26 protein-coding genes and 1 riboswitch are annotated in these 23,568 nt (G+C 59.0%); of the genes, 18 read left to right on the plus strand and 8 right to left on the minus strand.

What is annotated here, in order from left to right; all coding sequences use genetic code 11:
- Window positions 1-105: 105 nt before the first annotated feature.
- Window positions 106-612 carry a hypothetical protein gene (locus HNQ50_RS18605; protein ID WP_184102721.1) on the minus strand — a complete coding sequence of 169 codons (507 nt, stop codon included), beginning with the start codon at window positions 610-612 and terminating at the stop codon, window positions 106-108.
- Entirely contained in the window at window positions 609-1,361 is a 753-nt protein-coding gene (locus HNQ50_RS18610; RefSeq protein ID WP_221303255.1) for a Nif3-like dinuclear metal center hexameric protein, read from the minus strand. Before HNQ50_RS18610 ends, HNQ50_RS18605 begins: the two co-directional genes overlap by 4 nt.
- A 14-nt stretch (window positions 1,362-1,375) precedes the next feature.
- Here HNQ50_RS18610 and HNQ50_RS18615 point away from each other — a divergent pair, with 14 nt between their 5' ends.
- Window positions 1,376-2,542: a Do family serine endopeptidase gene (locus tag HNQ50_RS18615; RefSeq protein WP_184102722.1), complete on the plus strand. Its 1,167-nt coding sequence runs from the start codon at window positions 1,376-1,378 to the stop codon at window positions 2,540-2,542.
- 74 nt (window positions 2,543-2,616) lie between these two features.
- Here the strand turns inward: HNQ50_RS18615 and HNQ50_RS18620 are convergent, their stop codons facing one another.
- Entirely contained in the window at window positions 2,617-4,644 is a 2,028-nt protein-coding gene (locus tag HNQ50_RS18620; RefSeq protein ID WP_184102723.1) for a monovalent cation:proton antiporter family protein, read from the minus strand.
- Window positions 4,645-4,712: 68 nt separating this feature from the next.
- Here HNQ50_RS18620 and HNQ50_RS18625 point away from each other — a divergent pair, with 68 nt between their 5' ends.
- The 13 genes from HNQ50_RS18625 (at window position 4,713) to HNQ50_RS18685 (ending at window position 13,953) form a co-directional block, all read left to right on the plus strand.
- A complete protein-coding gene (locus tag HNQ50_RS18625) occupies window positions 4,713-5,690 on the plus strand; it encodes a KpsF/GutQ family sugar-phosphate isomerase (protein ID WP_184102724.1) in 978 nt (325 codons plus the stop codon).
- A 22-nt stretch (window positions 5,691-5,712) separates the two neighbouring features.
- Window positions 5,713-6,231, plus strand: coding sequence for a KdsC family phosphatase (locus HNQ50_RS18630; RefSeq protein ID WP_184102725.1), 519 nt, complete (start codon window positions 5,713-5,715; stop codon window positions 6,229-6,231).
- A gap of 18 nt (window positions 6,232-6,249) precedes the next feature.
- Window positions 6,250-6,822 carry an LPS export ABC transporter periplasmic protein LptC gene (gene lptC, locus HNQ50_RS18635; protein ID WP_184102726.1) on the plus strand — a complete coding sequence of 191 codons (573 nt, stop codon included), beginning with the start codon at window positions 6,250-6,252 and terminating at the stop codon, window positions 6,820-6,822.
- Window positions 6,794-7,363 carry a lipopolysaccharide transport periplasmic protein LptA gene (gene lptA, locus HNQ50_RS18640; protein ID WP_184102727.1) on the plus strand — a complete coding sequence of 190 codons (570 nt, stop codon included), beginning with the start codon at window positions 6,794-6,796 and terminating at the stop codon, window positions 7,361-7,363. The genes lptC and lptA overlap by 29 nt, the downstream gene beginning before the upstream one ends.
- Before the next feature lie 26 nt (window positions 7,364-7,389).
- A complete protein-coding gene (lptB, locus tag HNQ50_RS18645; RefSeq protein ID WP_184102829.1) occupies window positions 7,390-8,127 on the plus strand; it encodes an LPS export ABC transporter ATP-binding protein in 738 nt (245 codons plus the stop codon).
- Window positions 8,128-8,170: 43 nt separating this feature from the next.
- A complete protein-coding gene (locus HNQ50_RS18650; protein ID WP_184102728.1) occupies window positions 8,171-9,571 on the plus strand; it encodes an RNA polymerase factor sigma-54 in 1,401 nt (466 codons plus the stop codon).
- Window positions 9,572-9,663: 92 nt separating this feature from the next.
- Window positions 9,664-9,996: a ribosome hibernation-promoting factor, HPF/YfiA family gene (gene hpf, locus HNQ50_RS18655; RefSeq protein ID WP_184102729.1), complete on the plus strand. Its 333-nt coding sequence runs from the start codon at window positions 9,664-9,666 to the stop codon at window positions 9,994-9,996.
- Between the two features lie 211 nt (window positions 9,997-10,207).
- Entirely contained in the window at window positions 10,208-10,681 is a 474-nt protein-coding gene (ptsN, locus tag HNQ50_RS18660; RefSeq protein WP_184102730.1) for a PTS IIA-like nitrogen regulatory protein PtsN, read from the plus strand.
- Entirely contained in the window at window positions 10,662-11,606 is a 945-nt protein-coding gene (hprK, locus tag HNQ50_RS18665; protein WP_184102731.1) for an HPr(Ser) kinase/phosphatase, read from the plus strand. The genes ptsN and hprK overlap by 20 nt, the downstream gene beginning before the upstream one ends.
- A gap of 3 nt (window positions 11,607-11,609) precedes the next feature.
- Window positions 11,610-12,470 carry an RNase adapter RapZ gene (gene rapZ / locus HNQ50_RS18670; RefSeq protein WP_184102732.1) on the plus strand — a complete coding sequence of 287 codons (861 nt, stop codon included), beginning with the start codon at window positions 11,610-11,612 and terminating at the stop codon, window positions 12,468-12,470.
- Complete coding sequence (locus tag HNQ50_RS18675) at window positions 12,457-12,840, plus strand: NusG domain II-containing protein (RefSeq protein ID WP_184102733.1); 384 nt, start codon at window positions 12,457-12,459, stop codon at window positions 12,838-12,840. The genes rapZ and HNQ50_RS18675 overlap by 14 nt, the downstream gene beginning before the upstream one ends.
- Complete coding sequence (locus HNQ50_RS18680) at window positions 12,821-13,348, plus strand: Gx transporter family protein (protein ID WP_184102734.1); 528 nt, start codon at window positions 12,821-12,823, stop codon at window positions 13,346-13,348. The genes HNQ50_RS18675 and HNQ50_RS18680 overlap by 20 nt, the downstream gene beginning before the upstream one ends.
- Window positions 13,345-13,953 carry a flavin prenyltransferase UbiX gene (locus tag HNQ50_RS18685; protein ID WP_184102735.1) on the plus strand — a complete coding sequence of 203 codons (609 nt, stop codon included), beginning with the start codon at window positions 13,345-13,347 and terminating at the stop codon, window positions 13,951-13,953. The genes HNQ50_RS18680 and HNQ50_RS18685 overlap by 4 nt, the downstream gene beginning before the upstream one ends.
- On the opposite strand, the gene HNQ50_RS18690 is transcribed toward HNQ50_RS18685, so the two are convergent.
- The 5 genes from HNQ50_RS18690 to dtd all read right to left on the minus strand — a co-directional run bounded on the left by HNQ50_RS18690 (window position 13,954) and on the right by dtd (window position 18,085).
- Window positions 13,954-15,324, minus strand: a complete 1,371-nt coding sequence (locus HNQ50_RS18690; protein ID WP_184102736.1) for an MATE family efflux transporter — start codon at window positions 15,322-15,324, stop codon at window positions 13,954-13,956.
- Window positions 15,325-15,377: 53 nt separating this feature from the next.
- Window positions 15,378-15,683: a hypothetical protein gene (locus HNQ50_RS18695; RefSeq protein ID WP_184102737.1), complete on the minus strand. Its 306-nt coding sequence runs from the start codon at window positions 15,681-15,683 to the stop codon at window positions 15,378-15,380.
- Window positions 15,684-15,909: 226 nt separating this feature from the next.
- Window positions 15,910-15,989: riboswitch (SAM riboswitch) on the minus strand.
- A 56-nt stretch (window positions 15,990-16,045) separates the two neighbouring features.
- Window positions 16,046-16,963: a GlxA family transcriptional regulator gene (locus HNQ50_RS18700; RefSeq protein WP_184102738.1), complete on the minus strand. Its 918-nt coding sequence runs from the start codon at window positions 16,961-16,963 to the stop codon at window positions 16,046-16,048.
- Entirely contained in the window at window positions 16,944-17,498 is a 555-nt protein-coding gene (locus HNQ50_RS18705; RefSeq protein ID WP_184102739.1) for an isochorismatase family protein, read from the minus strand. The genes HNQ50_RS18700 and HNQ50_RS18705 overlap by 20 nt, the downstream gene beginning before the upstream one ends.
- Before the next feature lie 134 nt (window positions 17,499-17,632).
- A complete protein-coding gene (gene dtd, locus HNQ50_RS18710) occupies window positions 17,633-18,085 on the minus strand; it encodes a D-aminoacyl-tRNA deacylase (protein WP_184102740.1) in 453 nt (150 codons plus the stop codon).
- 299 nt (window positions 18,086-18,384) lie between these two features.
- Between dtd and asd the strand changes: the two genes are divergently transcribed.
- From asd to HNQ50_RS18730, 4 genes are all read left to right on the plus strand, one after another.
- Window positions 18,385-19,491 carry an aspartate-semialdehyde dehydrogenase gene (asd, locus tag HNQ50_RS18715; protein WP_184102830.1) on the plus strand — a complete coding sequence of 369 codons (1,107 nt, stop codon included), beginning with the start codon at window positions 18,385-18,387 and terminating at the stop codon, window positions 19,489-19,491.
- A gap of 112 nt (window positions 19,492-19,603) precedes the next feature.
- On the plus strand, window positions 19,604-20,422 hold the full coding sequence (locus tag HNQ50_RS18720; protein WP_184102741.1) for an arylamine N-acetyltransferase family protein: 819 nt from the start codon (window positions 19,604-19,606) through the stop codon (window positions 20,420-20,422).
- Window positions 20,423-20,491: 69 nt separating this feature from the next.
- Entirely contained in the window at window positions 20,492-21,091 is a 600-nt protein-coding gene (locus HNQ50_RS18725) for an IMPACT family protein (RefSeq protein ID WP_184102742.1), read from the plus strand.
- A gap of 437 nt (window positions 21,092-21,528) precedes the next feature.
- Window positions 21,529-23,556: a hypothetical protein gene (locus HNQ50_RS18730; RefSeq protein WP_184102743.1), complete on the plus strand. Its 2,028-nt coding sequence runs from the start codon at window positions 21,529-21,531 to the stop codon at window positions 23,554-23,556.
- The last annotated feature ends 12 nt before the right edge of the window (window positions 23,557-23,568 follow it).

A 23,568-nucleotide genomic window follows, 5' to 3' on the forward strand; every position in this document is an offset into this window, starting at 1 on the left:
AGACCAGGCCACGCTGCAGCGTGATCGTGGCCGATGCTGCTCGTAAGACAGCAGAAATACTACCCGACGTGCGGCTGAACTAAAAGCCGTATGCACAACAATGGCTTACCAGCCTGTGCTGGTGTTGTAACCAGCCAGCTCCCTGGCCAGTTTGTCCGCAACGACACTGGTGATTTCCGCAACGCGCTCCCTGGCCGTTCCAGGATAGCTGACCTGGAAGACTCTTGCCGAAAGATTCAACCCTTTACCCGCCGGACTCAACAAATAGACCATCCGCGCTTCTGTCGGCTGGCTTGCATTGGCGATGGTTTCCGCGAACTCTACTTTCATGCTGCTGCGGTTCTTGAGCTTCATGCCCTTACCGGTTCGATATTTGACAATGTCATCAAGAATCGCTTGCGGTTTGCGGCCTGAAATCAGCACCGTGGGCGCCGGGCCGGCAGCGGGAAGCTTCGTTTCGGGGACAGGTTGCGGTGTGCCGCCTGCACCTGCCGCCTTACCGGTATTGTCGGCGGGCGGGGTGGCACATGCGGCGAGCAGAAGGCTAAAGGAAAAAGCAGTTACGCGGACGGCGTGACGACGCGCAAATTTGAGCGAGATCAATTTCTTCATACCGGATTAGGGACTTCCAGGTGAATAACATCCAGATTGAACTGTGCAGCCAGGTGATCACCCAGTGCGCGCACGCCGCCGCGCTCGGTGGCATGGTGGCCGGCGGCCAGATAGGTAATGCCGGATTCGGCCGCAAGGTGGGTGACAAACTCAGAACTCTCACCGGATACAAAACAATCAATATCCAGCGTAGCAGCTTCGTGAAAAAAACTTTGCGCGCCGCCTGTACACCAGCCGATACGACGCAGTTCCCGATCAGACGGCCCGAGGATCAGCGGCACCCGGCCCGTCGCGGACTCCAGCCGGGCGGCCAATTGCCCTACGGTCACCGGCACCGGGAAGTTGCCAATGCAGCCCAGGTCCTGATCACCGAAAAAGCGCTCCGCCGTGACGCCCATCAACTGACCCAGCGTTGCGTTATTGCCGACCTCCGGATGCGCGTCGAGCGGCAGATGATAGGCAAAGAGGTTAAGATCAGCTGCCAGCAGCGCCGCGATCCGGGCTTTTTTGGTGCGGACGATGGCTTGCGCCTCGCCTTTCCAGAAATAACCATGGTGGACCAGCAAGGCATCCGCCCCTGCCTCAATGGCGAGGTGAATGGCGGCGAGGCTGGCGGTGACTGCGGTCGCGATCCGCGTTATCGTTTCGCGGCCTTCTACCTGCACGCCATTGGGACAATAATCCCGAAAGCGCGATACGGATAAATATTGTTCGATATACTTTTCCAGTACCTGTCTGTTCACCGGCATTGAACCGCGTTCCTATGAGAAAACTCTGGTTGATTTTCGCACAAACCACTACGGTCGGGCTTGCGATCTGGTTCCTTGCCACGATCCTCTATCCGCAGTGGCTACAACCTCGCGCGATCCGCGAGGTGATCACGCTGCATGAGGGTAATGTCGCGTCTGCACCGCAAAGCGTCGCCGCATCCGCGCCGGCCGCACACGCGGTGACGAGCTATAGCGGCGCGGCGCATCGGGCCATGCCAGCCGTGGTCAATATTTATACCTCCAAAGAAGTGCGCTCTTCACGGCATCCCATGCTCAACGATCCGGCCTTTCGTCGTTTCTTTGGCAATGACGATGCGCAGCGGGCATCCAGCCTGGGCTCCGGCGTGATCGTCTCGGACAAGGGCTACATCATTACCAACAACCATGTGGTGGAGTCTGCGGACGAGATCGAGGTGGCGCTGGCCGATGGTCGCACGGCGGAGGCCAAGGTGGTCGGGGCCGATCCGGATACCGACCTGGCCGTGATCAAGGTCGATGAAGGCATTCTGCCGCCCATTGCGTTTGCCGATGGCGACAAGCTGCAAGTGGGTGATGTGGTGCTGGCCATTGGCAACCCGTTTGGCGTCGGCCAGACCGTGACCATGGGCATTGTCTCGGCGCTCGGACGCTCCCAACTGGGTATCAATACGTTCGAGAACTTCATCCAGACCGATGCCCCAATCAATCCGGGTAACTCGGGTGGGGCGCTGGTCGATACGGACGGCAATCTGGTCGGGATCAATGCGGCGATCTATTCGCAGTCTGGCGGCAGCCTGGGGATTGGCTTTGCCATTCCGGCCTCGACGGTCAAACAGGTAATGGAAGCCATTATCAAAGACGGCAAGGTCACCCGCGGCTGGCTGGGTGTGGAAGCCCAGGATGTCACCCCGGAACTGGCCGCCAGCTTCAAACTCAAGCAAGCACATGGGGCACTGATTGCCGGTGTGGTACGCGGCAGCCCGGCGGATAAATCCGGCATTCGTCCCGGCGACATTTTGCTCTCTGTCGCCGGCAAGGATATTCAGGATTCTTCCGCCATGCTCAACCAGGTGGCCGCACTCAAGCCCGATGAAACCGCGCCGATGCATTTGTTCCGCAACGGCAAGGACATCACGCTGGAGGTCAAGATTGGCCGCCGGCCAAGGATCGCCCAGCGTTAATCCGTGCTCGTCAGCGCACCAAAAAATAAAAAGCCGCAGCGTTTGCTGCGGCTTTTTTCATGGGTCCGCCTTGCCTAGCGCCGGCCACCGCCCAACAACAGCATTTCGGCGGCAGAGAGATTTTCTGGCTCGCCCAGCAATACCAGCACATCACCTTCCTGCAATTCCATATCTGGCTCAGGCACCCATGCTGGCAGATTGGTGCGGCGCAGGTTTTTCACTTCCACATGCATGGCATGCAAGTCCAGATCGGCCAGTTTGCGGCCAATCGCAGCCGCGCCCTTGATCAGGTGCACGCTGTGCAAGCGCGGCTGTGTGCGCTCTGTACCTTCCAGATCATCGTTCACACTGCGGAAAAAACCACGGAACATCTGGTAGCGTGCTTCCCGCACCTCGCGAATCCGTTTAAGCACGCGGTTCAGCGGGGTACCCAGCAACATCAGGGTGTGCGATGCCAGCATCAGACTGCCTTCCAGGATTTCTGCCACCACTTCCGCGGCACCGGCGGCCTTGAGCTTGTCGATGTCAGATTCATCGTAGGTCCGCACGATCACCGGCAAATCCGGGCGCAATTGCTTGGCCAGTTCCAGAATCTGTAGTGCCGAGTGCGTGTCCGCATAGGTCACCACCAGCGCACGGGCGCGCATCAGGCCCGCTGCCAGCAACACTTCACGCTTGGCGGCATCGCCATAAACGACCGAGTCCCCCGCTGCACCCGCTTCACGCACCACTTCGGGATCAAGGTCCAGGGCAAAGAACGGAATATTTTCCTGGGTCAGCAAGCGGGCCAACGACTGACCACTACGACCATAACCGCACAACACGACGTGACCTTGCGCACCCATGGAACGCACAGCAATCTGATGCAGGTTGGCCGCCATGTTCATCCATTCAGAACTGGCCAGGCGGAGCACCAGCTTGTCGCTGTGCTGGATGACAAAGGGCGTGGCCAGCATGGAAAGGACAATCCCGGCGATGGTGGCTTGCTGCAGTTCGGCAGAAATCAAACCATTGCTGGCCGACAGCGCCAGCAGCACGAAGGCAAACTCACCCCCTTGCCCCAGCGTAAAGCCGGTTCGCAAGCTGGGGCCCGGTGCCGAGCCAAACAAGCGGGCCAGGCCAGCAATCAGCATCATCTTGCCCGGGCCCATCAACGCCAGCACCACCAGTACCAGCCACCACTGCCGCAGCAAGGTATGGAAATCCAGATTCATGCCGACCGTGACAAAGAACAAACCCAGCAACAGGTCACGGAATGGGCGGATATCGTCTTCCACCTGGTAGCGATATTGGGTTTCCGCAATCAGCATGCCGGCGAGGAATGCGCCCAGCGCCATCGACAACCCGGCCAGATCGGTCAGCCAGGCAATACCCAGCGTGATGAACAAGAGGTTGATCATGAACAGTTCGCTGGAGTGCTGCCGCGCCACCAGGTTGAACCACGGCCGCATCAATTTCTGCCCCAGATACAGCAACAAGAACAGCACAATGCCAATTTTTACCGCCGCCAGACCCAGCGCATAGAACATCTCGCTAGCCGGCCGGCTCAGTGCCGGCGTCATGATCAGCATCGGCACCACGGCCAGATCCTGGAATAACAACACGCCGATGGCATTCAAGCCATGCGGCGCGTTGAGTTCATTGCGTTCAGCCAGCAGTTTGGACACCATGGCCGTTGACGACATGGCCAGGGCGCCACCCAGCGCCAGACCGGTAATCCAGCCTCCGCCGCCGATCCGGGTCACCGCACACACCAGCAAGGCGGTGGCAACCACCTGACTAAAGCCCAGGCCAAACACCACTTTGCGCATGGCCATCAGTCGCGCCAGATTAAATTCAAGCCCCAGCGTGAACATCAGGAAAACAACGCCGAACTCGGCCAGATGTTCAGCACCGGTAGAGGTATCAATAAATCCGAGCGCGTGCGGCCCGATCAACATGCCCACGACCAGATAACCCAGCATGGCGGGCAGTTTCAGACTCCGGCACGCCACCACCGTCAGAACGGCAGAGGCCAGCAGCAAAAGAAGCGATGAAAGATGAATGGTGGCTCCCGACGGCGAAATGGTGAAAAAACGACTTTGAGTATAGCTAAAGAGCATACCGGCCAGCCTGTCTTGTCACAACGTCGCTAGCAGTTTTCATGCCCGGTCTTTTATACTTGTTCTCCATGACCTCTAGAGATACCACTCGTTTTCTGGATCGGGCCCGGCACGTGCTGTCTATCGAAGCCACCGCGATCGAGAACATTGCCCAGCGACTGGACGCGCCTTTTAGCGAAGCTTGCGCCCTGATGCTGGCCTGCACCGGCCGCATTGTGGTCACCGGCATGGGCAAATCCGGCCATGTGGCCCGCAAGATTGCCGCGACCATGTCCAGTACCGGCTCTCCGGCGTTGTTCCTGCACCCGGCAGAAGCGGCACATGGCGACCTTGGCATGATTACGCCGCAAGATGTGGTGCTGGCTCTGTCTTACTCGGGTGAGTCGGATGAACTGCTGACGATACTGCCCAGCCTGAAACGCATTGGCGTGCCGTTGATTGCCATGACTGGCAACAGCAAATCCACCCTGGCCCGGGAGGCGCACGTCTGGCTGGATAGCGCGGTTGAGCAAGAGGCCTGCCCGCTCAACCTGGCCCCGACCGCCAGCACTACGGTGGCGTTGGCGCTGGGCGATGCCCTGGCCGTGGCCATGCTGGAAGAACGTGATTTCAGCGCCGAAGACTTTGCCCATTCGCATCCGGGCGGCAGTCTGGGCCGGCGTCTGCTGATCCGTGTCAGTGATGTGATGCGCCAGGGCGACGATCTGCCCACCGTTCATCTGGATACGCCCTTGCGTGACGCATTGATGGAAATCAGCCGGAAAGGCTTGGGAATGACGGCGGTCATGGACCAGAACAACGCGCTTGCCGGCATTTTTACAGATGGCGATTTGCGCCGGGCGCTGGATCGCGGGGTAGATGTACATCACACCCGCGTACTTGAAGTCATGACACCCAACCCCATCACCATAGAAGCGGGCAAACTGGCAGCGGAAGCTGTCCGCATTATGGAAGAACGCCGAATCGGCGCCCTGCTGGTCACCGAAGGTGGCAAGCTGGCCGGCGCCTTGAACATGCACGATCTGCTGCGCGCCCGCGTGGTCTGACGGGCCAGAAACAGGACAAACAATGAATTCCCAAGCCGCAACAGCCGTGCGCCTGATGATTTTTGACGTAGATGGCGTCATGACCGACGGCAGCCTGTACTACACCGATGCTGGTGAAGAACTCAAAGCCTTCAACGCGCTCGACGGCCATGGTATCCGCATGCTGCAAGACAGCGGCGTGAAGGTGGCGATCATTACCGGTCGCAAATCCAGACTGGTGGAGCACCGCGCCCGTAATCTGAATATCGACCTCTTGTATCAGGGTGCCAGCGACAAGCTGGCCACCTTTGCAGAGTTGCTCGCCGCCACAGGTCTGACGCAGGAACAATGCGGTTATATGGGCGACGATGTGATCGACCTGCCGGTGATGCGTCGCGTCGCCTTTGCGATCTCCGTGCCCGATGCGCCCCAGATCGTGCGGGACAACGCCCATCTGGTTACCGTAGCCCGCGCCGGCCACGGTGCCGTCCGCGAAGCCTGCGAAACCATTATGCAATCCCAGGGTACGCTGGATGGCATCATGGCCTGGTATCTTCGCTAAGGACGATTTGTGAACCGCTTGTCTTCACGACTTCTGCCGCTGGTATTGATTATTTTCCTCGCCATTCTGGTCTGGGGCCTGAACACGGCTGCCACCCTGCCCGCGCTGGACGACAAACGCCTCTCCAATGAGCCCAATCTGATCGCCGAGCACACACACACCGTGCGCTTTAACGAAAAGGGTCAGCCTTATCAGCGACTGGATGCGGACAAAGCCAGTCATTACGAAGAAAACGATTCCGCCTGGTTTGACAACCCGCACCTGGCCTCTACCCTGCCAGATCAACCGCGTGTCGATCTGGTCACCACCCGGATCCAGTCGATCAACCGTGGCGACAAATTCTGGGCGCCAGATCCCGTCACCGTCACCCGTCAGGCAGACGCACAACACGCCCAGATGGTCGTGCATGGGCGTGAAGTCTGGTATCAACCCAAACCGGGTCTGGCCTGGTCCGACGCGCCCGTCATTGCCGACATGGGCCTGTATCACGCCACGGGCGTGGGCTTTCAGGCCGATATCAACGATCAGACCCTTCTACTCAAATCCAAAGCGAGCACTCTTTATGTCCCTGCGCAGCGCAGCAGCAAATAGCGTTCTTTTCGCCAGCCTGGCGCTGGCACTGGGTGTCGCGTTTGCGGCAACCGCCGACCGAGAGAAGCCGCTGAAGGTGGAAGCTGACTCGGCCACGTATGACCAGAAAGCCAATACGGGCGTGTACACCGGCAATGTGATCGTCACCCAGGGCTCCATGACCCTGCGTTCAGACAAACTGACCGTGCACCAGGACGCCGACGGCATGCAGTACTCCCAGGGCGACGGCCGCCCGGTCAAGTTCCGCCAGCAGGCTGACGATGGCGAGTGGGTCGATGCCGAGTCCCTGCACTACGACTACAACCAGAAAACCGGTTTGCTGGTACTGACCAACAAGGCTTGGGTACGCAAAGGCCAGAACGAGGTCTTTGGTGACGTGATCACCTACAACCTCAATAACGACCAGTACTCCGCCACCAGTAACAAAACCGGCGCCGGCCGGGTCAATGTGACCATTGTGCCCAAGAAACCCGCCGCCAGCGGCCCGGCCGCCAAGCCGGCCCCTGCAGTGGCCAGCGATACCACAAGCGAGAAACAATGAGCGCCAATCAGACCCCCAACGGCCCCATGACGCAGCCCCTGACCGCCTCCCTGAATGCCACGGGGCTGATGAAGCGCTATCGCAAACGTACCGTGGTACGTGATGTCTCCATCCGTGTCGATGCTGGTGAAGTAGTCGGGCTGCTTGGTCCCAACGGGGCTGGCAAGACCACCAGCTTTTATATGATCGTGGGTATGGTCGCGGCGGATGGCGGTGAAATCAGTCTCAACGGCCGCGACATCAGCCGTCTGCCCATGCATGAGCGTGCGCAGTTGGGTCTGGGCTATCTGCCGCAGGAAGCCTCCATCTTCCGCAAGATGACCGTGGCGCAGAACATTCTGGCCGTGCTGGAACTGCGGGAAAAGAACGCCGCGCGTCGCGCCGAGCGCCTGGAAGAGCTGTTGCATGAACTGCACATTGCGCACCTGCGCGACAGCGGGGCCATGAGCTTGTCTGGTGGTGAGCGCCGCCGGGCCGAAATCGCCCGCGCCCTGGCCGCCGATCCGCGCTTCATTTTGCTGGATGAACCCTTTGCCGGTGTCGACCCGATCGCCGTGATGGATATCCAGCGCATCATTGCTTATCTGCGCGACCGCGGCATTGGCGTACTGATTACCGATCACAACGTGCGGGAAACCCTGGGTATTTGCGATCGCGCTTACATCATCTCCGAAGGGGCAGTCATGGCATCGGGCCATCCCGCTGAAATCATTGCCAACGAACAGGTACGCAAAGTGTACCTGGGCGAACACTTCCGGATGTAACCCCACACATGCCCACCGCCCCGCCCCTGTCCAGAACCGCCGCATGAAGCAATCCCTGCAACTGCGACTGTCGCAGCAACTGAACCTGACGCCCCAACTGCAACAGTCGATCAAGCTGTTGCAGCTTTCTACGCTGGACTTCCAGACCGAGATCGAACGCTACCTGCTGGAAAACCCGTTGCTTGAACAAGACAGTGCCGGTAGCAGTTCAGAAACCACAGACAGCCCCAGCGGCGAAACCGAAAGCACCCCCTCCGACGACAGCTATGACACCGGCGGCGGTGACATGGAGTGGGGAAGTGGCGGTTCACGCAATAGTGATGACGACGACGATTTCGACCCGGCCACGCAAGTGGCAAGGGAACTGACGCTGCGCGAGCATTTGCTGGATCAGGCCGGCGTACTGCGTCTGCCCGAGCGCGACCATGCTGCACTGGCGTTCATGATCGACGCAGTGGACGATGAGGGATTTTTACCATATTCGCTGGAAGAATTACTGGAACAAATCCCCGCCGAGATCGTCTCTCTATTAGAGCTTGAGACAGATGATCTGGCCGTAGCACTGGCCCGCCTCAAGCAGTTTGACCCGCTGGGCGTGGGCGCACGCAATACCGCTGAGGCGCTATCGCTGCAGTTGAAACAGCTTGAATCGACCCCCGCTTGCCAATTGGCACGACAAATCGTCGGACAGCATCTCGATTTATTGGCGGGGCGTGATTACACTAAGTTGAAAAGGTTACTGAAATGTGACGACGCAGCCCTGAAAGCTGCGCAAAACGTGATCACCAGTCTGAATCCGCGCCCGGCAGCACAATGGGCGGCATTGACACCACGCTACGTTGTACCTGACGTGCTGGTGCAAAAGATCAAGGGGCAATGGCAGGTGAGACTCAATCCAGCCGCGATGCCGCGGTTGCGTATCAATCAGGTGTACGCAGATATCCTGCAACGCAGCGAGGGTGGTGTGCTGGCGCGCGAACTGCAGGAAGCCAAATGGCTGGTCAAGAGTGTGCAACAGCGCTTCGAGACCATCTTGCGTGTGGCCCAGGCCATCGTGGAACGCCAGCGCGCGTTCTTCGAGCATGGCGAAGTAGCCATGCGGCCACTGGTGCTGCGCGACATTGCCCTGGAACTGGATCTGCACGAATCCACCGTCTCACGGGTCACCACCCAGAAATACATGACCAGCCCGCGTGGCCTGCTGGAGTTCAAATACTTCTTTGGCAGCCACGTGGATACCGAAGCCGGTGGCGAATGCTCTGCCACCGCCATCAAGGCGTTGATACGCCAGATGATCCAGACCGAAGACAAGACCCGGCCGCTGTCTGACAGCGCCATCGCCGACGCTTTATCCGGGCAAGGGATCGTGGTTGCGCGACGAACCGTTGCCAAATACAGGGAGGGGATGAACGTTCCACCCGTTAACTTGCGCAAAAATCTGTAATTTGCTTGGCCTGGAGCGGCTGGAAACAATCCAGCCAGCTGGGTTGCATCAGCCGCCCCTGGTTTTAATGGCTCAACCAGAAGGAGAATGCCATGAACCTCAACATCAGCGGACATCACGTTGAAGTGACCCCGGCTTTACGTCAGTACCTGACGAGCAAGCTGGACCGGATAGTGCGCCACTTTGACCAGGTAGTAGACGTCAGCGCCATTCTTTCTGTCGAGAAGTTACAGCAGAAAGCGGATGTCACCGTGCGTGTGCGCGGCAAGGACATTCATGTTGAGGCAGTCGATAAGGACATGTACGCCGCCATAGATCTCCTTGTCGATAAACTGGACCGGCAGATCGTCAAACACAAAGAGTGCTTGATGGATCACCGTGGCGACGCCATCAAACACCAGCAAACGGTCGAAGAAGAAGAGTAACTTTTTCGATATAAACCAGCATCTTGATACCACAAACGGGAACCCTGAAAACGGGTTCCCGTTTTTGTTTATGCCATTGCAGCGGTACAATGGGTACAGTTGAAAATGCAAACCGGACCGACGATCGCATGAATGCGCTCGCCGGGATTCGTCAATGGTGCAGCGCGGCAAGTATCGCCGCCCCCAATCAGGTCAGAGAGCCGGCCCGACAATGAGTCTGATTTCCAGAATCCTGCCTGCCAATAACGTCTTTCTTGATATGGACGTCGGCAGCAAAAAGCGGGTATTCGAACAGGTAGGCATGCTGTTCGAGAATAGCCACGCGATCGCGCGCAGCGTCATCTTTGACAGCCTGTTCGCCCGTGAAAAACTGGGTTCCACCGGTTTGGGTCAGGGCGTGGCCATTCCGCATGGGCGCATCAAGGGCCTGAAAGAAGCCAGCGGCGCGTTTATTCGCCTGAAAAACCCGGTGCCTTTTGACGCGCCGGACGGCAAGCCGGTCAGTCTGGTGTTTGTGCTGCTGGTGCCTGCCGCCGCCACCGATCTGCATTTGCAAATCCTGTCTGAACTGGCGCAACTGTTTTCAGACAAGACCGTGCGCGACCAACTTGCAACGGCCAGCGATGTGGACGCGGCCTTTAAGCTGATTTCCACCTGGGAACCTTATGCCGCAGATTACCGTTAGACAGTTATTCATCGATAATGCGGAAAAACTCAGGCTGACCTGGGTCGCTGGCCAATCCGGCGCCAACAACCTGCTGACCAACGATGCTGCCGAGCAAAAGCCCCGCCTGGCACTGGTCGGTCACCTTAACTTCATCCACCCCAACCGCGTGCAAGTGCTGGGGATCGCTGAAGTCAATTATTTCCTTGGGCTCTCGCCCGAGGCCCAAAAAGACTCGGTAGAGCGACTGTTTGCCAATGAAATGGCACTGATGATCGTCGCCAACAGCCAGCCCGTACCCGATACCCTGCGTGAGGGGGCAGAACGCCATCACGTGCCGCTGCTCACCTCCACAGAACAATCGCCGTATCTGATGGATGTGCTGCGTTATTACCTGGCCAAAGCGTTGGCTGTCTCCACCCATTTGCACGGCGTATTTCTGGATGTGCTGGAAGTTGGCGTGCTGCTGACCGGCGAATCGTCCATGGGTAAGAGCGAACTGGCGCTGGAGTTGATCTCGCGCGGTCACGGCCTGGTCGCCGATGATGTGGTCGAGGTCTATCGCACCAACCCGGAAACCCTGGAAGGCCGCTGTCCACCCATGCTGCGGGATTTTCTGGAAGTCCGCGGGATTGGGGTGTTGAATATCCGCACCATCTTTGGTGAAACCGCCGTTCGCCCCAAAAAGACGCTCAAGCTGATCGTGCATCTGGCCAAGGCCGGTGGCGAAACGCTGGCCCCGATTGACCGCTTGCAAATGCAAGCGGCCACGCAGGAAATCCTTGGTGTGCAGATTCGCAAGCTGGTGATCCCGGTGGCGGCAGGTCGCAACCTGGCCGTACTGGTTGAGGCTGCGGTACGCAACTATATTCTGCAACTGCGCGGGATTGACTCCACGCGCGAATTTATCGAGCGTCATCAGCGCTTTATGGAACTGGGCGAATAAGGCATGGCGCACAAGAGTCAGCAAGTTATCCTGCTCTCTGGTTTATCGGGTGCGGGGAAAAGCGTTGCATTGCGGGTGCTGGAAGATCTGGGCTATTTCTGTATCGATAACCTGCCCTCGCCCATCCTGCCGCAAACAGTCGCCTTGCTGGACGAAGATGGCTACCCCAAGGTGGCGATTGCGGTGGATTCACGCAGTGCGCACAACCTCGCCGGCTTCCCCGACTATCTGTCGGCCATGCTGGAACTGAAGATCGACGTACGTTTGCTGTTCCTTGAAGCGACGGACGAAGTGCTGATCAAGCGCTTTTCCGAAACGCGCCGTAGTCACCCGATGGCAGGGGAAAACCTCACCGTCAGCGAAGCCATCGCGCTGGAACGGGAGCTGCTGGAATACTTCCTGATCAATGCCTATCGGATTGATACCAGCTCTCTGAGCGCCAACCAGCTGCGTGCCTCAGTGCGGGACTTTGTCGGCCTGGACCGCGCCCGGCTGACGCTGGTGTTCGAATCCTTCGGCTTCAAGCACGGTATTCCGCTGGATGCCGACTTTGTGTTTGATGCCCGCTGCCTGCCCAATCCCCATTACGACCCGGAACTGCGCCCGCTGACCGGCAAGGATGCGCCAGTCATTGACTACTTGAAGCGTCAGGAATCGGTGGGCCGCTACCTGACGCATCTGATCGGCTTTCTGGAACACTGGATTCCCGAGTTCGACCGGGATCATCGCAACTATGTCACGGTGGCGATTGGCTGCACCGGTGGCCAGCATCGTTCCGTGTTTCTGGTCGAGCAACTGGCAAAACATTTTGGCAATCAACGCCAGGTGTTGATCCGTCACCGTGAGCCCCATGTCAAAAACTGAATGGCGGCTGTTGCAGCCCGGCGACTGGCTCACCGCCGCGCTGGGAGCAACGCTGGTGGCCCTGCTGGCGTGGCTGGCCTGGAATACCGACGCCGCCACGCATGTGCGCATTTATCAGTCCGGCAAACTGTTTGCCGAGCTTGATCTGATGGCCCATCGCACCATGCAGGTGCCCGGCCCGCTGGGTGATACCACGGTGGAAATCGCCCAGGGCCGCGCGCGCATTGCCGCCGATCCCAGCCCGCGCCAGTATTGCGTCAAGGCTGGCTGGTTGACCGAGACCGGACAGACCGCGATCTGCCTGCCCAATCGCACCAGTATTGAACTGACCGGCAGCCGCGCCCGGGCCTATGACAGCCTCAGCTACTGATCGCGTCGTCACCGCCGGCGTCGATGACCTGCGCATTGCCCGCTATGCCGCGCTGGCGATCATGCTGGGCGTGGTGGAAGCGGGCTTTCCCTCGCCGCTACCTGGGGTAAAACCGGGCATTGCCAACATCGTTACGCTGCTGGTGTTGTGGCGGCATGGCTGGCGCGATGCGGCATGGGTGTCGCTGTTGCGGATCTTTGGCGGTGCGTTGGTGCTGGGTGGTTTTCTGTCCCCCGGGTTTGCCTTGAGCCTGTGTGGTGGCATCGTCAGCCTGGCGGCCCTGGCGGCCGCGCAATATTTGCAACGCCGCTGGTTCGGGCCGGTCAGCCTCTCACTCATTGCCGCTTTTGCACACATTGCCGGCCAACTTGGGCTGGCACGTTTATGGCTGATCCCCGATAACGGATTAATCCGCCTGGCTCCCGTATTTTTTGGCGCGGCGCTGGTCTTTGGCCTTGCCAATGGCCTGATCTGTGCCCGCCTCTTGAAGGAACACCCCACACCATGAAAACCATTACCGTTGGCCTGACCGGTGCATCCGGCCTGCCTTATGGCATGCGGCTGATTGAATGCCTGTTGGCCGCAGGCTGCCAGGTGCATGTGCTGTACACGCAGGCCGCGCAGATCGTCGCGCGCCAGGAACTGGGCTACACCTGGCCGGGCCGGGCCGCCGAGTTTGCGGACTGGCTGCGCGAGCACTTCAAGTTGCCAGCGGATGCGCCGCTCAAGGTATTTGGGCAACAAGAATGGTTTGCGCCGATGGCGTCGGGTTCTAATCCGGGTGATGGCATGGTGGTCTGCCCATGCACCATGGGCGCGCTGGCCGCCATTGCCGCCGGCGTGTCTGACAATCTGCTGGAACGCGCGGCAGATGTGATGATCAAGGAAGGCAAGAAGCTGGTGCTGGTGCCGCGTGAGGCGCCGTTCTCTGCCCTGCATCTGGAAAACATGCTCAAGCTGGCGCGGCTGGGCGTGGTGATCCTACCGCCCAATCCAGGCTTTTACCATCATCCGAAATCCATCGACGATCTGGTCGATTTTGTCGTGGCCCGGATTCTGGACCAACTGGACGTGCCGCATCAGTTGATGCGGCGCTGGGGCGACGACGCCTGATCAACGCGGCGGTTGAGCCTGCAATGCGCGGTGACTGACGCGCACAAACTGCCAGGTCAGCAGACAGGCCGTAAATCCCAGCGCCACCACCAGGGCCTCCCAGTAACCAATGACACCACGCTTGGCAATCAGATCGCCTGCGCCAAAGGTCATGGCATAACCCAGCGGCAAACCCACCACCCAGAACGCGGTCAGGTGAATGATCATGGGTGTGCGTGTGACCTTGTAACCGCGCAAAATACCGGCGGCAATGACCTGGGTGGCATCAAACAACTGGAACACGGCAGCATAAATGAGCAGTACCGCCGCCAGCGCCAGCACCTGTGTATCTTCGCTATACCAGGACGCGACCCAGTAGTGGCCAAAGCCGGTGAACAGCGCGGAAGCCACCGCTGCCGCCAGCCCCATCTTGAAGCCGGCCCAGCCAATAAAACGGGCATCCTGCGGCTTGCCCGCGCCTAACGCCTGCCCCACACGCACGGTGAGGGCGGTGCCAATGGCGGCCGGCACCTGGAACAAGACCGAGGCAAAGTTCAACGCAATCTGGTGCGCAGCAACCGGCACCGTACCAAGGCGCGCAATCAACAAGGCGATGCCGGCAAACGCGCTGACTTCCACAAAAAACATCAGCCCCATCGGTACGCCAAGCTTGAGCAATTCAAACTGCCGCTGCCAATCGATACGCGCCCAATGCCGCAACGGATACGTATCTCGATACACCGGCGAGATTTTCAGCCACACCGCCATCATCAGAGCACTGGCCCACAAACAGAACGCCGTGGCATAACCGCAGCCCACACCGCCCAGCGCGGGAAAACCAAGGTGCCCGTAGATCAGCACGTAGTTCACCGGCACATTGAGCGCCAGACCGGTCAAGGCAATGATCATCAACGGCTTGGTGCTATTCAGGCTGGCCGAGTAGCTGTAACAGACGCGGAAAAAAGCAAACGCAGGCAATCCGAACGAAACCGCCGCCAGAAAGCGCCGGGCTTTATCCGCCACATCCGGCGTAAGGCCCAGATGATTGAAGATGGGCATGGCCAGCCAAACCACCGCCCACCCGATCAGGGTAAAGAACGCGGCTTGATAGAACGCCTGCTGTACCAACCCCGGAATATGCTTGCGGTCATTGGCACCCACCGCATGCGCAACCAGCGGGCTACATGCCAGCAACAGGCCGATCATGGTGACAATGATGGTGATCCAGACCGAGGCCCCCACCGAGACCGCCGCCAGATCACCGGCGGAGACATGACCCGCCATCACCGCATCGACAAATGCAGTGCCTACCTGAGCAAGCTGGCCCACCATAATGGGCCATGCCAGATGCCAAGTGACGCGGATCTCGCGCCAGATACGCGGCAGAGTCATGCAAACCTTCGTGTTTTGAGTGTTTTTATGTGCGGAGTCGCACCGGGCTCGTCTTATGAACGAATCAGGCGCGCGGGAACTTCATACCGGCCAATCAGTTCTGGCAAGCGTTGACACAACAACAGCGCCGCTTCCAGCTCGATATCGAGTACCGCCAGCGAGCCATCCTCCAGCGCCTCGGCACGATAACCCAGCGCCACGGCCACAGCAGCGGCTTTGGAGAGCGGAGCAGGCCCGGCACCCGCTGCAGATTTCAGATGCAGCCAGCGGCGGCATTCGAGGCGCAAGTCAAACACGGCTTGCGGTTTGGTGCGGCGTTGTTGAAACAAGGCGAACTCGGGAACGATACAGTCGTACATGGTGACCTCCAGTTGATTGAAAAAACCAACGACGGCCACCGGGTGTGCTGAGAACCTGTCCGAACGCCCTGCCGGTCAAACCGGTAGAGCATCCTGTGCGGCCGACGCTTTAGCGGTATTTTCCGAATGGTGTTCCGGCGCGCCCCGCAAGTTGTCGCTTAACTCGGCGCGGCCACGCTTTCGCGCGGCAAAACTACAAAAACCTGAAAACAAAAAACCTGCGTGCCAGACGCAGGTCGCGGCACGCTTTAGCAGTATTTATAACGCGCCCGCAAGCTGGCGGATCAAATCGGCGCGAAGGCTTATTTGTACGCCTGCGACACCGCAGGCGTCAAGCCCGCAGCCACGGCATGACGCCAGTATTACTGACGCGCCCGGGCCAGCACACGGCGCAAATCCCGGGCAGAGCCAAAGCCGGACAGTTCCGCGACGCGCTCCATCGGCAAGCGTGAATCGGCCAGCAGTGCTTGCGCCTGGGCCACACGCAACAACCGCAGATACTCCGCCGGCGCCACCTGCGCGTGCTCCCGGAATAACCGGCTGAGGTGGCGTGGGGTCACATGGACTAACTCCGCCATGGCTTCCAGCGACCAGTCTGCAGCGACGTCATGCGCCAGTTTTTCCTGTACGCGGTGGACCAGCGGATGCAGATGATTGCGATGCATGAACCAGGCAGAAAGTTGCGGATCATCGCCGCCACGCCGGAAATACACCACCAGCCGCCGCGCCACATCTGCGGCCACTTGGGGTGACACCTGGGTGGCGATCAACTGCAGCGCCAGATCAATGCCGGCCGTGACACCGGCGGAAGTCCACACCGGCCCATCCTGCACAAACACGCGGTCTGCCTCGACCTTTGCCGCAGGTGCCAGGGTTTGCAGTTCCTGTGCGTGGGCATAGTGCGTGGTGCAGCGGCGACCATCCAGCAAACCCGCGCGTGCGGCGTACAGCGCGCCGGCGCAGACAGTAGCCAGTTGCACACCCGGCTGCGGCAAGACCCGGCGCAACCACCCCACCACCGCTTCACTACCCGGACCCTCGTTGCCCGGCTCGTGGCCAGGGACCAGCACCAGCGCCGGGCCGGTGATCTGTTCAGGAAGCGGCGCCAGATCGGCCAGTACCGCGCCGACCAATGTGTTGGCGCGCGGCTGTGGTCCGGCAAAGCGCAGCCGAAAGTGCGCCTCTCCCGCCAGGCGCAAAGCCTCGGCCGGACCAGCCAGGTCCAGCAGCAGCAAACCATCTGTGGCAATCAGCCAGACATCAAGTGGCGGTGCGTTCATCCAGCCCTGCCAGTGATTGTGCAACGGTGGCGATGCGGGCAAAGCGACCAGCCAGCACCAGTTCCGTGCGGTGTTTGATCTCTGCGGCCGACAGTGTGCTGCCGTCCGGATGCGTCATGGCCCAGGTCAGCGTGGCTTCGGAGACAAAATCGACCTTGAATCCCAGATCCGAGGCGACCCGCGCTGTGGTTTCGCAGCATTGTTCGGTGCGGATACCACTCACGGACACATGTTCAATTTCATTGTCATGGAGCCATTGCAGCAAGCCGCTGTCCGTCAATGCGTTATGGACGTGCTTGTTGAAAGAGACATCCGCGTAGTCCGGCAGCCAGTCCAGGCTAACGCACAAGCCGTTGGCCGGATCAAAAGCGCCCTTGGAATGATGAAAAATCTGCACCACCGGCAGACCACGCGCTTTGTATCCGGAAATCAGCGCCAGCTGCTTTTCGCGGAACGCGGGCAGATCTTCTTCCGACCAGAATGGCTGCTGCGTAAAGGATTTCTGGACATCAATGACAATCAAGGCGGATTTCATGGTGTAGCTCCCTGGTGAAGGTATAGCTGCACTTTACGGAACATACTGCGCTGAAAGAAGGGCGAAATTCGACCAGCATGGGACAAATCAGGACATCTTGTTCAGCGGTTCCCTGGTGGGTCCGGATGGGCGTGTTATTCCGGGTTTTTCGAATCCAGCATGAGTGTTATCGGCCCGTCATTGAGCAAACTCACTTTCATGTCAGCGCCAAAGACCCCGGTCGGCACGGACTTGCCCAACTGCACTGCCAGCTTCGCCACAAATGCCTCGAACAGTTCCCGGGCCACTTCGCCTTTGGCCGCGCGCATCCACGAGGGCCGATTGCCCTTGCGATACGAACCAAACAGGGTGAATTGGGATACCGCCAGAATCTGGCCGTCCGTCTCCAGCACAGAGCGGTTCATCACGCCCGCATCATCTTCAAACACGCGCAGATTACAGACCTTGTTGCACATCCAGGCCAGATCATCCGGCGTATCAGCGGGTTCAATGCCGATCAGCAATAACAAGCCGGCACCGATTTCACCTGCGGTCTGATGATCAACAACGACGCTGGCATGGCTGACACGCTGGAGCAGAACACGCATGAAAACTTCCGGACGGGGTTAAACAAGGGATGGTAGCGGAATGGGCGGTGTGCGGCGTGTAAATCCAGACCTGGGCGACGCAACCAGCGCACACCACCACTTCGTCATTCCGGTCCTCGGCGGCCCCCTGGATTCCCGCCTTCGCGGAAATGACGAGTCGCGGGTATGCATCCTCCTCACCCATTTCATGTTGCATTGCGGTGCACTCGCCAATCGGCTCTGGTCAACAATGGGGAATTTCTCTAATATCGGTCGTTCACTCTGTTGATTTGCAAACTGTTTCTGGAAGGAAAAAGATGATGACGAAGGTAGGTCTGGTCGGCTGGCGCGGCATGGTGGGCTCTGTGCTCATGCAACGTATGCAGGAAGAAAAAGATTTCGACCTGATTGATCCGACATTCTTCACCACCTCGCAAGCCGGCAAACCGGCGCCCAACTTCGGCAAGGATGCCGGCGTACTCAAAGACGCCAACAACCTGACCGAACTGGCGGCGATGGACGTCATTATTTCCTGCCAGGGCGGCGATTACACCAACGACGTGTTCCGCAAACTGCGCGCGTCCGGCTGGAACGGCTACTGGATTGATGCTGCCTCCACGCTGCGTATGGAAGACGACGCCGTCATCATTCTGGACCCGGTCAACGATGGTCTGATCCGCAAGGCCGTGGCCAATGGCATCAAGAATTTTGCCGGCGGCAACTGTACCAACTCCATTCTGCTGATGGGCGTGGGCGGTCTGTTCCGTGAAAACCTGGTGGAATGGGTCAGCTCCATGACCTACCAGGCCGCATCCGGCGCGGGCGCCAACAATATGCGTGAACTGGTCAAAGGCATGGGCGTGATTCATTCCGCCGTGGCTGACGAACTGGCCAACCCGGCTTCCGCCATTCTGGATATCGACCGCAAGGTGGCCCAGGCCATCCGTCATGATGTCCCGACCGAGTTCTTCCCGGCCCCGCTGGCGGGCGGTCTGATCCCGTGGATCGACAAGCAACTGGAAAACGGCCAGTCCAAGGAAGAATGGAAGGGTCAGGCAGAAGTGAACAAGATTCTGGGCACCGACCAGACCATTCCGGTTGATGGCCTGTGTGTGCGGATTGGCGCAATGCGTTGCCACAGCCTGGCGCTGACCATCAAGCTCAAGAAAGACCTGCCGTTGTCCGAGATCGAAGCGCTGATCAAGTCCACCAACCAGTGGGTAAAGTGGGTGCCGAACGATCGCAGCATCACCGAGCAAGAGCTGACTCCGGCATCGATCACCGGCAAGCTTGATATCGGCGTTGGCCGCGTGCGCAAGCTTAATATGGGCCCGGAATACATCAGCGCATTCGTGATTGGTGACCAACTGTTGTGGGGCGCAGCCGAGCCGTTGCGCCGCATGCTGCGCATCCTGCTGGACAAGTAATCCGCCCGCAGGACTGCCCGCAAAAACCCGCGCTTGCCGCGGGTTTTTTGTGACATGGCACTGGCAGCAAACGTCTGGTTGCTTATGATGGATTCATTGTCCTGGAGCACACATGACCTTTGTCGAACGCTATCTGCAATACCTTGAACTGAAATCCCTGCCGGATGATCCGCTGACCCGCTTGCGGGCCCTGCATGTGGCCAATCAACAGCGGATCCCTTTCAACAATGTGGACGTCTTGCTCGGCCGGCCGCCACAGCTAGACCCCGATGAGGTCGCAGACAAAGTCCTGACCCGTGGGCGAGGCGGCTATTGCTTTGAACTGAATGGTTTGTTTGCCCGCTTGCTGCGGGAACTGGGTTATGAGGTCCATGTTCATCTGGGCAAGATGCTGGCCGGCGGGGCCATTGTGGAAGAACGCCCGCGCACGCATATGGTGCTGTCGGTGCAGATCGACGGTCAGCGCTGGATTTGCGACGTGAGCTTTGGCGCACGCGGCCTGACCGATGCCGCACCGCTGATTGAAGACACGCCGATTGCGCAGCTCGACACCCTGCGTTATCACCGCCATGGTGACGGTTTTCTGATGCAAACCCGCCGCCATGAACACTGGGAAACCCTTTACTGGTTTGATCTGCAAGACACCTGGATGGCGGACTGGATCATGTCCAACCACTATTCATCTACTTTCCCCGCCTCGCCCTTTCTGCACAACCTGATGGCGCTGCGGCTGACCGGGCACGGCCGGATCACCTTCAACAACCTGCGCATGGCCGAACTGCGGGACGGCATGCGTTCTGAAACCCTGATCAGCACGCCGCAGCAGTTGTACACACTGATCAATCAGCACCTGTTGCTGCCGCTGAATCAGGCGGATGCCGGCGCCCTGTTTACCAGGCTGGCCACCCAACCCGCCATCAATCTGGTGTAACCCCGGCACGGATTACCCAAACGGCTGGAGGGGTAAGCGGTAAACTGGCGTTTTGCCCGCCTCGCCGCCATGCCCACCTATACCCTCGCCACCCCGGTCAGCGTTGAACTTGAGATCAGGAAAAGCCGATTTCTGGGTAGCGTGCAGCCGGTAGCAGACCGCGCAGCAGCCATGACGCTGATCGACGCCATGCGCGCCGCACACCCCACTGCCACGCATGTGTGCTGGGCATTGTTGGCCGGCGGACAATCCGGCATGTCAGATGACGGCGAACCCGGTGGCACCGCCGGCCGGCCGATGCTGGAAGTGCTGCGCCACCAGCACGTCGATGGTGTACTGGCCATGGTGGTGCGCTACTACGGCGGCGTGAAACTGGGCGCGGGCGGCCTCGTGCGCGCCTATACGGACGCCATTGCCAAACCCATGCAACAAGCCACTCTGGTGGAACGCATTGCGCAAGCGACGCTGATCATCAAGGCCGACTACGCCGATGAAGCGCGCATCCGCCACTGGCTGGGGCAGAACAGCGCCAGCCTGATTGCGGCAGACCATGCCGAACGGGTCACGCTGACCATCCAGCTGCCGCAACGTGAGCGGACCGCGGCCACTGAAGCACTACGTGATCTGACGCAGGGACGTGCCGTGATCCAGCACGATGAGGCGTTCTAACCGCCACGCGTATTCCTCTGTACGAGGGAGCGATTGCGTTCCCTGCAATCACCCGCTACCTCTCCCCGAAATGACTGCCGCCATATCGTCAGTATATTGAAAGCATGTAAGCCATTGGCATAAACCACAAACCTGAGCGGTCATTTTTCGATGCGGAAATCTGGAAATTGACACGGACAGGCATGCTTTTCGCGCCCGACTAACTGTCAAGTTCACCAGGGCGACAACAATATAAAAATATGACTGGCGCCAGATCAAGCAAATAAGCCATTTGCGGCGAGACCACCGTTTTAATCCCCTTTCGATACAAAAGCGACATATCAACATCATTCTCTAAATTTCTTTTATCTATTTCTGTACAAGAAAGTAAGATTTTCCCTAAATCACAGGAGAGTCGGCTTCGCGCCGATCTTGAATTTGTCCGAGGGGAAATGGTCTTGAAATACGCAAGTCAAACGCAGGCGCTGGTGGTCAGTGCCACCGCGGCACTCATTCTTGCCGCATGCGGTGGCGGGGGCGGTGACAGCAGTAGCGGCGCCAGCAGCACCAGCAGCAACGACGTACAGGTCGCCCCTTCCCTGGTACCGCAGACGTCCCAGATCGACAGCACCAAGCCTGTTGGCGTGTTCATCAGTGAAGTCGCCAATCACCACTACTCCTACACCGCAGCCTGGCTGGAGATCGTCAACAATAGTGGCAAAGCCATTGATCTGGGTAACTATGGCATCCGCGCGCTAGTGCAGAACCCCGTGACCGGTGTTGGTGCCGGCAGCGAAACCATTAGCCTGCCTCACGTCACGCTGGCCCAGGGGGGCCGCATTGTTGTCGCCGGCAAAGTTTCCAATGGCCTGCTCAACAGCAGTCACGCCATCTATATCGCTGATGCCACCGGCAATGTCCCCAGCTGGGACAGCGCCAACGGTTTTGTAGAACTCGTATCAAACAACCAGACCGTCGACTTTGTTCATTTCGGCACAGATAACACCACCCCGTTGACCTCGGGTGCCTGGGTAGGTGCGCCGGTACCGGCCATGAACAGCATCACCACGATCACGACCCCGTTTACCGGCCCCTACGCCATGAACGCCTCGATCGTGCGGCTGGAGTCTGCGTTCAAACAAACCCATAGCGCGGCGGACTGGACCTATGTCAATTTCGCGACGCCCGGCGGCCCCAATGATGTGCCGGCAGGCGTGACCGATAGCGATAACGATGGCATTCCGGATTCGGCCAAAATTTCCGGCAACACCTTCAACGGGATCAACCTCTACAGCATGGGCGCACGCCCCGGACAGCGCGACCTCTTTGTGCAGGTGGATTACATGGATCACAGCACCCACAACGACGCAGGGATCATCCTGCAAAAGCGCGCGCTGGATAACGTGGTGGCCGCGTTCCTGCCGCATAATATTTATCTGCACTTTGACGCTGGCAATCTGTTTTCGAGCGGATTCAACACCAGCGCCTACAACTTGAGCGGTACGGTCAGCAATCTGCATCCGTTTGTCTCGTGCGTGGATGTCAATCCAACCACCCCGGGTGTAGAGACCGATGCGGGATGTTCTGATATCTACACGATCAAGGCGGCGACGTTTGATTATCGACGCGCCAGTATTTTCCGCTACATGTTGCTGGGCTATAGCCAGACCAACCCCGCCCGGTTTGGTGGATCTTCCGGTGTCGCAGAAATTCTGGGGCCCAATTTCCTGGTGACGCTGGGCAACTGGAATCTATCCACAGGCACGGCTGCGGATCTCAACAGCGTCGTCAATTATCAGGCGGCCACCATCATGCATGAGATGGGACATACGCTGGGTCTGTTGCATGGTGGCAATGAAAATACCAACTACAAACCCAATCATCTGAGCGTCATGAATTATATGTACCAGCTCAATGGCGTGCCGGACTCCAGTGGCGCTATTCCCGCCGGCCACACCATGTCTGAAATCAACGAGCGCTATTACTATTATCAGTGGGATTTGCAGCAAGCCCCCAGCACGGCCATCGTGCCGGGTATTGCAAACAACGACTTCATGCCAGACAACATGAGCAATGGCCCGGCAACCACCACGTTTAATCTGGATTACTCCAACGGGACCAGTGCCGCCATGTCGGAATCCGCGCTGATTGAGGGCAATGTGGTTGGCCGTACAATCGCAGCGGGTGCGTTCGGTGACTGGGATCTCTCTGGTGCGCTCACCACGGCCCCGGAATCTGTCCACATCGTCGATGGCGGCGCAGATTCCTCCTACGACACAAACATGACGGACTACAACGACTGGAATAACCTGACGCTGTCTTTTGCCCGGTATCCGCTCAGCCACTACGCGGGCATCAGCCTGCGTTCAGCTAGCACCAGCAGCACGCAGACCGCGCCCTATGATCCGGTCTTGAATACCCGTATGCCGGTGCTCGCGGAAGAACCGTTGTCCGCGGCAGTGCGCGCGCGCTTGCAACGCCATTGAGAACAGGGGGCA

Origin of the sequence: Silvimonas terrae (assembly GCF_014202765.1) — a bacterium.
Taxonomy (GTDB): domain Bacteria; phylum Pseudomonadota; class Gammaproteobacteria; order Burkholderiales; family Chitinibacteraceae; genus Silvimonas; species Silvimonas terrae.

Excerpts from the sequence above, each read along its gene's own strand:
- HNQ50_RS18605 (WP_184102721.1), bottom strand. The coding sequence starts at position 612 with ATGAAGAAATTGATCTCGCTCAAATTTGCGCGTCGTCACGCCGTCCGC.
- HNQ50_RS18610 (WP_221303255.1), bottom strand. The coding sequence starts at position 1,361 with ATGCCGGTGAACAGACAGGTACTGGAAAAGTATATCGAACAATATTTA.
- HNQ50_RS18615 (WP_184102722.1), top strand. The coding sequence starts at position 1,376 with ATGAGAAAACTCTGGTTGATTTTCGCACAAACCACTACGGTCGGGCTT.
- HNQ50_RS18620 (WP_184102723.1), bottom strand. The coding sequence starts at position 4,644 with ATGCTCTTTAGCTATACTCAAAGTCGTTTTTTCACCATTTCGCCGTCG.
- HNQ50_RS18625 (WP_184102724.1), top strand. The coding sequence starts at position 4,713 with ATGACCTCTAGAGATACCACTCGTTTTCTGGATCGGGCCCGGCACGTG.
- HNQ50_RS18630 (WP_184102725.1), top strand. The coding sequence starts at position 5,713 with ATGAATTCCCAAGCCGCAACAGCCGTGCGCCTGATGATTTTTGACGTA.
- lptA (WP_184102727.1), top strand. The coding sequence starts at position 6,794 with ATGTCCCTGCGCAGCGCAGCAGCAAATAGCGTTCTTTTCGCCAGCCTG.
- lptB (WP_184102829.1), top strand. The coding sequence starts at position 7,390 with ATGACGCAGCCCCTGACCGCCTCCCTGAATGCCACGGGGCTGATGAAG.
- HNQ50_RS18650 (WP_184102728.1), top strand. The coding sequence starts at position 8,171 with ATGAAGCAATCCCTGCAACTGCGACTGTCGCAGCAACTGAACCTGACG.
- hpf (WP_184102729.1), top strand. The coding sequence starts at position 9,664 with ATGAACCTCAACATCAGCGGACATCACGTTGAAGTGACCCCGGCTTTA.
- ptsN (WP_184102730.1), top strand. The coding sequence starts at position 10,208 with ATGAGTCTGATTTCCAGAATCCTGCCTGCCAATAACGTCTTTCTTGAT.
- hprK (WP_184102731.1), top strand. The coding sequence starts at position 10,662 with ATGCCGCAGATTACCGTTAGACAGTTATTCATCGATAATGCGGAAAAA.
- rapZ (WP_184102732.1), top strand. The coding sequence starts at position 11,610 with ATGGCGCACAAGAGTCAGCAAGTTATCCTGCTCTCTGGTTTATCGGGT.
- HNQ50_RS18675 (WP_184102733.1), top strand. The coding sequence starts at position 12,457 with ATGTCAAAAACTGAATGGCGGCTGTTGCAGCCCGGCGACTGGCTCACC.
- HNQ50_RS18680 (WP_184102734.1), top strand. The coding sequence starts at position 12,821 with ATGACAGCCTCAGCTACTGATCGCGTCGTCACCGCCGGCGTCGATGAC.
- HNQ50_RS18685 (WP_184102735.1), top strand. The coding sequence starts at position 13,345 with ATGAAAACCATTACCGTTGGCCTGACCGGTGCATCCGGCCTGCCTTAT.
- HNQ50_RS18690 (WP_184102736.1), bottom strand. The coding sequence starts at position 15,324 with ATGACTCTGCCGCGTATCTGGCGCGAGATCCGCGTCACTTGGCATCTG.
- HNQ50_RS18695 (WP_184102737.1), bottom strand. The coding sequence starts at position 15,683 with ATGTACGACTGTATCGTTCCCGAGTTCGCCTTGTTTCAACAACGCCGC.
- HNQ50_RS18700 (WP_184102738.1), bottom strand. The coding sequence starts at position 16,963 with ATGAACGCACCGCCACTTGATGTCTGGCTGATTGCCACAGATGGTTTG.
- HNQ50_RS18705 (WP_184102739.1), bottom strand. The coding sequence starts at position 17,498 with ATGAAATCCGCCTTGATTGTCATTGATGTCCAGAAATCCTTTACGCAG.
- dtd (WP_184102740.1), bottom strand. The coding sequence starts at position 18,085 with ATGCGTGTTCTGCTCCAGCGTGTCAGCCATGCCAGCGTCGTTGTTGAT.
- asd (WP_184102830.1), top strand. The coding sequence starts at position 18,385 with ATGACGAAGGTAGGTCTGGTCGGCTGGCGCGGCATGGTGGGCTCTGTG.
- HNQ50_RS18720 (WP_184102741.1), top strand. The coding sequence starts at position 19,604 with ATGACCTTTGTCGAACGCTATCTGCAATACCTTGAACTGAAATCCCTG.
- HNQ50_RS18725 (WP_184102742.1), top strand. The coding sequence starts at position 20,492 with ATGCCCACCTATACCCTCGCCACCCCGGTCAGCGTTGAACTTGAGATC.